Source organism: Bartonella sp. CM31XJBT, from assembly GCF_028618555.1.
GTDB lineage: Bacteria > Pseudomonadota > Alphaproteobacteria > Rhizobiales > Rhizobiaceae > Bartonella.
The window spans coordinates 1-8,472 of sequence record NZ_JAQITD010000038.1 but is presented as its reverse complement, the minus strand read 5'-3'; the positions used below and the strand labels follow the sequence as shown (position 1 = coordinate 8,472).

Here is an 8,472-nt window from a genome sequence, read left to right as displayed (position 1 = left end):
CAATAATGTCTTGAAATAGGATTTTTTGTTACAATATTTTATTGGAAATGTTTGGGTTATTTTATTTAAAAAAAAATAAAAAATGATATTGACTCTTTGATTGAAAGAGTACTATATACGACGAGTAACGAGAGCGGTTTCTGCTTGCGATGGTTGGTTTTGCTCTTGTTTTATTGACTAAGAATTATCATATACGCGGTGTTTTACCTTTTAGGTTTTTATTTTACGCTTTTTAGTGTATGGTATTTTTTGGTTTTTTGAAACGGTTTATTGACCGTTTGTTCTTTGACAAGAGAAGAAAGAAGAAAGAGAAACGTGGGCGGCATAGTCTGCGGAAGTCTTAGGGTTTTATGCTTTAAGATTTCGAAAAGAATATGGCGGCACGTTTTTTAGAGAAGATGTTAATACCGGATCTAATGTTATAAATGTTAGATTAGGTGTGTAAAAATATGTTCTCGTCGATTCAAGCGTGACCATTTAATTGGTGCTCTTTATTTTTAAGGAGCAAAAAGACCAAATATAGCCAAATCGAATTTTCAATATGAGAGTTTGATCCTGGCTCAGAACGAACGCTGGCGGCAGGCTTAACACATGCAAGTCGAGCGCACTCTTTTAGAGTGAGCGGCAAACGGGTGAGTAACGCGTGGGAATCTACCCATCTCTACGGAATAACACAGAGAAATTTGTGCTAATACCGTATACGTCCTTTAGGAGAAAGATTTATCGGAGATGGATGAGCCCGCGTTGGATTAGCTAGTTGGTGAGGTAACGGCTCACCAAGGCGACGATCCATAGCTGGTCTGAGAGGATGATCAGCCACACTGGGACTGAGACACGGCCCAGACTCCTACGGGAGGCAGCAGTGGGGAATATTGGACAATGGGGGCAACCCTGATCCAGCCATGCCGCGTGAGTGATGAAGGCCCTAGGGTTGTAAAGCTCTTTCACCGGTGAAGATAATGACGGTAACCGGAGAAGAAGCCCCGGCTAACTTCGTGCCAGCAGCCGCGGTAATACGAAGGGGGCTAGCGTTGTTCGGATTTACTGGGCGTAAAGCGCACGTAGGCGGATATTTAAGTCAGAGGTGAAATCCCAGGGCTCAACCCTGGAACTGCCTTTGATACTGGATATCTTGAGTATGGAAGAGGTGAGTGGAATTCCGAGTGTAGAGGTAAAATTCGTAGATATTCGGAGGAACACCAGTGGCGAAGGCGGCTCACTGGTCCATTACTGACGCTGAGGTGCGAAAGCGTGGGGAGCAAACAGGATTAGATACCCTGGTAGTCCACGCCGTAAACGATGAATGTTAGCCGTCGGGCGGTTTACTGCTCGGTGGCGCAGCTAACGCATTAAACATTCCGCCTGGGGAGTACGGTCGCAAGATTAAAACTCAAAGGAATTGACGGGGGCCCGCACAAGCGGTGGAGCATGTGGTTTAATTCGAAGCAACGCGCAGAACCTTACCAGCCCTTGACATCCCGATCGCGGAAGGTGGAGACACCCTCCTTCAGTTAGGCTGGATCGGAGACAGGTGCTGCATGGCTGTCGTCAGCTCGTGTCGTGAGATGTTGGGTTAAGTCCCGCAACGAGCGCAACCCTCGCCCTTAGTTGCCAGCATTCAGTTGGGCACTCTAAGGGGACTGCCGGTGATAAGCCGAGAGGAAGGTGGGGATGACGTCAAGTCCTCATGGCCCTTACGGGCTGGGCTACACACGTGCTACAATGGTGGTGACAGTGGGCAGCGAGACCGCGAGGTCGAGCTAATCTCCAAAAGCCATCTCAGTTCGGATTGCACTCTGCAACTCGAGTGCATGAAGTTGGAATCGCTAGTAATCGTGGATCAGCATGCCACGGTGAATACGTTCCCGGGCCTTGTACACACCGCCCGTCACACCATGGGAGTTGGTTTTACCCGAAGGTGCTGTGCTAACCGCAAGGAGGCAGGCAACCACGGTAGGGTCAGCGACTGGGGTGAAGTCGTAACAAGGTAGCCGTAGGGGAACCTGTGGCTGGATCACCTCCTTTCTAAGGATGATCAAGAATAGGGTTTTTTAAAAAGCTCCCTCCCTTTTTGATCTGATTAGACACAAGGTTTAAACGTAGTCCGTTTAAACCGTGCATATGACGCTAACTCTCAATGAGTCCCTCTCACAAAAAAGAGACCCCTCTTTGTAACTAAAGAGGATCCCCCCCGTCTCTTTGAGGCCCCTACCTCTGTTGAGAGAAGTATTTGAGGGCTTAGTGCTCATGTGTTGACAATATAAAAGCAGACATGCCGTCTTCGTTTCTCTTTCTTCAGATGATGATCCCAAGCCTTCTGGCGATCTCTTAAAGTAAAGCCTCACATCATAATCATTCCACGTTTTTCAAAGAAAAACATGCGTTTCAAGGTGCCATGGATTTTAAAAACTATGGATTTATTAAAACTTATGGGTTTTTAAAAAAGGCTTTAAAAGGAAATGAGTAAAAGCTTTTCCAGTGATTTAAGATGATGCCGGGGAAGGTTTTCCGGTTTATCCCGGAGGGCTTGTAGCTCAGTTGGTTAGAGCGCGCGCTTGATAAGCGTGAGGTCGGAGGTTCAAGTCCTCCCAGGCCCACCAATTTATGCTCGTTTTTTGCTTATCCAAGAGTATGAAGCTTTAGTGTATTAAAGACTTTTCGATCTTTGTTTATTTTTAAGGATTTTATTTTATCATCCAAAGATTATTTGTTAAATTTATCCTATTAAGCTTTCAAAGAGGCTTTTAAAATCCCTTAGTGGTACAGGTAAATTTAAATGATACAAATCAAAATAGTACAGGTAATTCAAGTTGATAAATCTGGTTAAGGTTGATTTGAAAGAGCATTATTTAGGGGCCGTAGCTCAGCTGGGAGAGCACCTGCTTTGCAAGCAGGGGGTCGTCGGTTCGATCCCGTCCGGCTCCACCATTAGGTCATCATCATGTTGTAAGAACAGTCTTTGTAAAAGGTCCAGTGATCTTTTGCTTGTTCTATTGAAATTGTGAAGAGAAGATATATTCAGACATGTTCCTTTTGAACTGTTTGTTCTAAAGAGCAAAATTTGTTCTAGAGAGCAATATTTTAAGAAAAAAATCTTAAAAAGAAACAGAAATCTTCAAAAGAGACATTGTGTCGCAAGGGAATGCTCAAAGCCCTTGCTTATGATTGGAAGCTTAACCGCGCCATTGAATATATCTCGAGAAGCTGGTCTTTTCTGCTGATATTTGGTTTGTTTTGCGCTTTATTTTGCACAAGATAAAGAGAAGCAGACAAACCGTGAATGAATATTGGCAATGAGAACGATCAAGTGTCTTAAGGGCATTTGGTGGATGCCTTGGCATGCACAGGCGATGAAGGACGTGATACGCTGCGATAAGCTACGGGGAGGTGCGAATACCCTTTGATCCGTAGATTTCCGAATGGGGCAACCCACCTTTGGTGGCTAGAAAAATTAAGCTGTTTTTGTAAAAGGACAGTTTAGTTTTCTAGTCATCTAATAAAGGTATCTACACCTGAATAAAATAGGGTGTAAGAAGCAAACGCAGGGAACTGAAACATCTAAGTACCTGTAGGAAAGGACATCAAACGAGACTCCGTTAGTAGTGGCGAGCGAACGCGGACCAGGCCAGTGGCTTGAATTAAGAAAAGTAGAAACGACTGGAAAGTCGTACCAAAGTGGGTGATAGTCCCGTATACGTAAATCTGATTTAAGTCCTAGAGTAGGGCGGGACACGTGAAATCCTGTCTGAACATGGGTCGACCACGATCCAAGCCTAAGTACTCGTGCATGACCGATAGCGCACCAGTACCGTGAGGGAAAGGTGAAAAGTACCCCGACAAGGGGAGTGAAATAGTACCTGAAACCGAATGCCTACAAACAGTCGGAGCCCAAGATTCGTTCTGGGTGACGGCGTACCTTTTGTATAATGGGTCAGCGACTTAGTCTAACGAGCAAGCTTAAGCCGGTAGGTGTAGGCGTAGCGAAAGCGAGTCTGAATAGGGCGTTCAGTTCGTTGGATTAGACCCGAAACCGAGTGATCTAGCCATGAGCAGGCTGAAGGTAAGGTAACACTTACTGAAGGGCCGAACCCGTATCTGTTGCAATAGATTGGGATGACTTGTGGCTAGGGGTGAAAGGCCAATCAAACTCGGAAATAGCTGGTTCTCCGCGAAATCTATTTAGGTAGAGCGTTAGTCGAATTCTCCAGGGGGTAGAGCACTGGATGGGCTAGGGGTCCTCACCGGATTACCAAACCTAACCAAACTCCGAATACCTGGAAGAACTAACTAGCAGACACACGGCGGGTGCTAACGTCCGTCGTGGAGAGGGAAACAACCCTGACCACCATCTAAGGTCCCCAAGTTATGGCTAAGTGGGAAAGGATGTGAGGATCCCAAAACAACCAGGATGTTGGCTTAGAAGCAGCCACCATTTAAAGAAAGCGTAACAGCTCACTGGTCTAAATAAGGGTCCCTGCGCCGAAAATGTAACGGGGCTAAAGCCATACACCGAAGATGTGGATTTACTCCTTATGGAGTAAGTGGTAGCGGAGCGTTCCGTAAGCCTGTGAAGGGAGACTCGTGAGAGCTCCTGGAGGTATCGGAAGTGAGAATGCTGACATGAGTAACGATAAAGGGAGTGAGAGACTCCCTCGCCGAAAGTCCAAGGGTTCCTGCTTAAAGTTAATCTGAGCAGGGTGAGTCGGCCCCTAAGGCGAGGCCGAAAGGCGTAGTCGATGGGAACCACGTTAATATTCGTGGACCTGTGGGTAGTGACGGATTGCGTATATTGTAAGATCTTATTGGATTGATCTTGCAGTGAAGCAGTTCCAGGAAATAGCTCCCACATATAGACCGTACCCCAAACCGACACAGGTGGACTGGTAGAGAATACTAAGGCGCTTGAGAGAACTACGTTGAAGGAACTCGGCAAATTGCACGCGTAACTTCGGAAGAAGCGTGACCCTTTAGCGGGCAACCGTTAGAGGGTGGCACAGACCAGGGGGTAGCGACTGTTTACCAAAAACACAGGGCTCTGCGAAGTCGCAAGACGACGTATAGGGTCTGACGCCTGCCCGGTGCTGGAAGGTTAAGAGGAGATGTGCAAGCATTGAATTGAAGCCCCAGTAAACGGCGGCCGTAACTATAACGGTCCTAAGGTAGCGAAATTCCTTGTCGGGTAAGTTCCGACCTGCACGAATGGCGTAACGACTTCCCCGCTGTCTCCAACGTAGACTCAGTGAAATTGAATTCCCCGTGAAGATGCGGGGTTCCTGCGGTTAGACGGAAAGACCCCGTGCACCTTTACTATAGCTTTACACTGGCATTTGTGTCTGTATGTGTAGGATAGGTGGTAGACTTTGAAGCAGGGGCGCTAGCCTTTGTGGAGTCATCCTTGAAATACCACCCTTACCGATATGGATGTCTAACCGCAGTTCGTTATCCGGATTCGGGACCGTGTATGGTGGGTAGTTTGACTGGGGCGGTCGCCTCCTAAAGAGTAACGGAGGCGCGCGATGGTAGGCTCAAAACGGTCGGAAATCGTTTGTTGAGTGCAATGGCATAAGCCTGCCTGACTGTGAGACTGACAAGTCGAGCAGAGTCGAAAGACGGTCATAGTGATCCGGTGGTCCCGTGTGGAAGGGCCATCGCTCAACGGATAAAAGGTACGCCGGGGATAACAGGCTGATGACCCCCAAGAGTCCATATCGACGGGGTTGTTTGGCACCTCGATGTCGACTCATCGCATCCTGGGGCTGGAGCAGGTCCCAAGGGTATGGCTGTTCGCCATTTAAAGCGGTACGTGAGTTGGGTTCAGAACGTCGTGAGACAGTTCGGTCCCTATCTGCCGTGGGTGTAGGAATATTGACAGGATCTGTCCCTAGTACGAGAGGACCGGGATGGACGTATCTCTGGTGGACCTGTTGTGGCGCCAGCCGCATAGCAGGGTAGCTATATACGGAAGGGATAACCGCTGAAGGCATCTAAGCGGGAAACCCACCTGAAAACGAGTATTCCCTGAGAACCGTGGTAGACCACCACGTTGATAGGTCAGGTGTGGAAGTGTGGTAACACATGAAGCTTACTGATACTAATCGTTCGATCGACTTGATCGTTCTCATTTCCCATATTCATTCTTAAAATATAAAATTCCAGCTTCTCATCATTCATGCTTTTTGCTGACTTGGTGGTTATGGCGGAGTGAACGCACCCGATCCCATCCCGAACTCGGCCGTGAAACGCTCCAGCGCTGATGGTACTTTGTCTTAAGGCACGGGAGAGTAAGTCGCCGCCAGGTCTGCTAAAGGCATGATAGATAACAATTCAAAAATAAAAATATAACGATAAATATCAATGCTCAATACTCAGAGTAGACAATAAAAAAATCTTGTCTTAAAATATATGACGCGGGGTGGAGCAGCCCGGTAGCTCGTCAGGCTCATAACCTGAAGGCCGCAGGTTCAAATCCTGCCCCCGCAACCAATGTTCCAAAACTAATATTCCATAAAAATCAAAAGACCTCTAAACATGACAATACGCACATAATATCGCGTGAAAATATAATAATGCACGTAATGGAAAATGTTATAGAATAAGTCTTTATTCAAACTTTCCCCTCTACTAGGAAAAGTCAGTAATTTACCTACATAAGTTCCCCTTCCTGCTACACTTTTCTCATAGAAGCTTTATCAAAACAGTAAAAAACCTAGTGGCCCTTAAACGCACCAAGACCTAGGAGCGGCTTTGGAGCTGGATCGTATGTCTTCTCATCCCGTAAAAGAATGCAATAGGACTAATAAGGGGTATGCCGCTAATGAAGCAGTGGTAGGCAGAGGCAGGTAGAGAATGCTTTCTTCTCTCTAAAACAATAAATCTAAAAACTCTTCTTAGTACTGGAAAACAAAAATATCATCAATCTCTGAAAATAAAAGCAGGAAAAAACAGGTGTAGCGTCTAAACGCATGGGAATGCCATGCTCATCACTTGCAACTCTTCTCACGTATAAAAAACCAAATAAGAAGGGGCATGCGACTAATCATCATGCACCTCTGGAAGCAAAATGGGTAGGGGAAGAACGTATAGGTACGTAATGCCACGCACTTAAAGGGCGCGCAAGGACTAAATCTAAACTCAGATTCTCTTGGATTTTAATATCATCCTTCCCTTTGTTCTATGTGTACCTGTATATCTTCATCCTCAAAACAATCTGCTAACTTTTTGCAACAAAAAACTGTACACAATTCCTTGACCTCCAAACTATCTATACCCCTAACTACTAAGGCGGATTTTTACCTAGCAAGCTTTTTGGGGTAGCGAGCCTATGCTTATGATCATTGTAATGATGCAAACCTTTTGCAAACAGTGTTTTAAGAGGGTAAAGTGTTATGTTGATAGCAGAAAGCCTGTAAAGAGAAAATGGCTATGGTATGTAAGAATAGTGCTGTTTTTTATACGGAGCTGTCTTATTATAAAATTAAGTAGGGTAGGGGAAGAACGTATAGGTATGTAATTTACGCGCATAAAGGCTTTGTAGGGACTAAATCTAAACTCAGATTCTCTTGGATTTTAATATCATCCCTCCCTTTGTTCTATGTGTACCTGTATATCTTCATCCTCAAAACAATCTGCAACTTTTTGTAACAAAAAAACTGCACACAATTCCTTGAACATCTACACTATCTATATCACTAAATACTAAGGCGGATTTTTACCTAGCAAGCTTTTTGGGGTAGCAAGCCTATGCCTATGATCATTGTAATGATGCAAACCTTTTGCAAACAGTGTTTTAAGAGGGTAAAGTGTTATGTTGATAGCAGAAAGCCTGTAAAGAGAAAATGGCTATGGTATGTAAGAATAGTGCTGTTTTTTATACGGAGCTGTCTTATTATAAAATTAAGTAGGGTAGGGGAAGAACGTATAGGTACGTAATTTACGCGCATAAAGGCTTTGTAGGAATTAAATCTAAACTCAGATTTTCTCTCTTTACGGAGTTAAGACTTGTGTTTTTATCATAATGACTAGCTTCTCCATCATAATATTTCTACACGAGAGCTTTCCAAAAATAGTACACCAGCTAGTTTGTTCTTAAAAAAAATAATCAAGGCAATACTTTTGCACCATCCTCATTCGCCATCCTTAAGGGCGCCTTTTGCATTTACAGAAATTGCCCACTGACTTTAGAAGCGGAGCCTAGAAACGCGGGGAAGAGGAGAACCATAGAGCGGTGTGATTACTCATTCTGTCATGCTATAGAAATATTTGGTTTTGTAGGGTAGAAGCAGCAGTCCCCCCCCTTTAATGCCTTTTAGGCATTAAAAATGGCACAAGAAAATGCTGGTAGTCGTGATATGGTTTTTTATTATGGCTGATCCATGAGCTCTAAGATATAAATTGAGAGGGAATGGGCGGCATTAAAAGTTAAACGCGCATGGCGAGGCTTGAGATTGATTAGTTCAAAATCCTTAATGAGCG

General features: G+C 45.0%; 3 tRNA genes and 3 rRNA genes. All 6 read left to right on the top strand.

Going from position 1 to position 8,472, the window contains the following annotated elements:
- Positions 1–537: 537 nt before the first annotated feature.
- The 6 genes from PVV63_RS09380 (at position 538) to PVV63_RS09355 (ending at position 6,483) form a co-directional block, all read left to right on the top strand.
- Positions 538–2,025: ribosomal RNA gene (locus tag PVV63_RS09380) — 16S ribosomal RNA — on the top strand.
- Between the two features lie 498 nt (positions 2,026–2,523).
- Positions 2,524–2,600, top strand: a tRNA-Ile gene (locus PVV63_RS09375).
- A 252-nt stretch (positions 2,601–2,852) separates the two neighbouring features.
- Positions 2,853–2,928, top strand: a tRNA-Ala gene (locus tag PVV63_RS09370).
- Between the two features lie 373 nt (positions 2,929–3,301).
- A 23S ribosomal RNA gene (locus PVV63_RS09365) occupies positions 3,302–6,116 on the top strand.
- Between the two features lie 67 nt (positions 6,117–6,183).
- Positions 6,184–6,298: ribosomal RNA gene (gene rrf, locus PVV63_RS09360) — 5S ribosomal RNA — on the top strand.
- The 16S, 23S and 5S rRNA genes sit together here with 3 tRNA genes alongside, the layout of an rRNA operon.
- A gap of 108 nt (positions 6,299–6,406) precedes the next feature.
- Positions 6,407–6,483, top strand: a tRNA-Met gene (locus tag PVV63_RS09355).
- Positions 6,484–8,472: the final 1,989 nt, after the last annotated feature.